This window comes from Pseudomonadota bacterium (genome assembly GCA_026388255.1).
Lineage (GTDB): Bacteria > Desulfobacterota > Syntrophorhabdia > Syntrophorhabdales > Syntrophorhabdaceae > JAPLKB01.
The window spans coordinates 102,952-103,596 of record JAPLKC010000043.1 but is presented as its reverse complement, the minus strand read 5'-3'; the positions used below and the strand labels follow the sequence as shown (position 1 = coordinate 103,596).

Genomic DNA, 645 nt, shown 5'->3' with positions numbered 1-645 from the left:
AAGAAATCACGCTCCATCTTCACCTGAGCCAGTTCACGCTTTACACGGGCAAGTTCCATCTCTATCTCTGTGAGAGGTCTCTGTTGTTTACCGACGTCTGATAATGCACCTTCTCTGTCTGCATTAAGCCAGTATCGTATCGTCGAGGAAGAAACCGATAACCTGCGTCCTACTTCCGACACGCTCAGCCCTCCTTCCGTAACCATCTTCACCGCTTCCTCTCTGAACTCCTTTGTGTAAACTGCATTGGGAATTCTTTTCATTCTGACACCTCCATTGTCGTATTGTACATCAACTTTTGTGTCTACTAAAAACATCTTACGTCATTAGTGAATAGTGAATAGTGGAAAAGATAAGCGGACTTGTGAAGCGAGATGAAGGCGGGAATAGTTGTGGAAGATAAGATGATGAATTTCAAAGACTTGAAGAAGGCTGAAGGTATGGATATCCATGCCAACATTAATGAAACCAATAAAATGATTACTGGTTTAATAAAATGCTTTTAGCTGTTCACTATTCACTGACGACGCCTGCTCTCGTTTGACGGGAGATTCACTGTAGTTAAAGGTTTTTTTATTTGACAACCGGCGTTTTTTGTTTAAACATTATAAAAAAAGCATTAAAAGGAGTGTGCCATGTTTAAAA

2 protein-coding genes are annotated in these 645 nt (G+C 40.6%); one reads left to right on the top strand and one right to left on the bottom strand.

Features of this window, described 5'->3' with window-relative positions; genetic code table 11:
* On the bottom strand, nt 1-263 hold a 263-nt coding region (locus NT178_06215; GenBank protein MCX5812124.1), incomplete at its 3' end, for a transposase.
* A 111-nt stretch (nt 264-374) separates the two neighbouring features.
* On the opposite strand from NT178_06215, the gene NT178_06210 reads away from it, so the two are divergent.
* The gene (locus tag NT178_06210) at nt 375-506 is read left to right on the top strand and encodes a hypothetical protein (GenBank protein ID MCX5812123.1); all 132 of its coding nucleotides are present in this window, start codon (nt 375-377) and stop codon (nt 504-506) included.
* The last annotated feature ends 139 nt before the right edge of the window (nt 507-645 follow it).

Coding starts and splice junctions, on each gene's coding strand:
- NT178_06210 (MCX5812123.1), top strand. CDS start 375: ATGAAGGCGGGAATAGTTGTGGAAGATAAGATGATGAATTTCAAAGAC.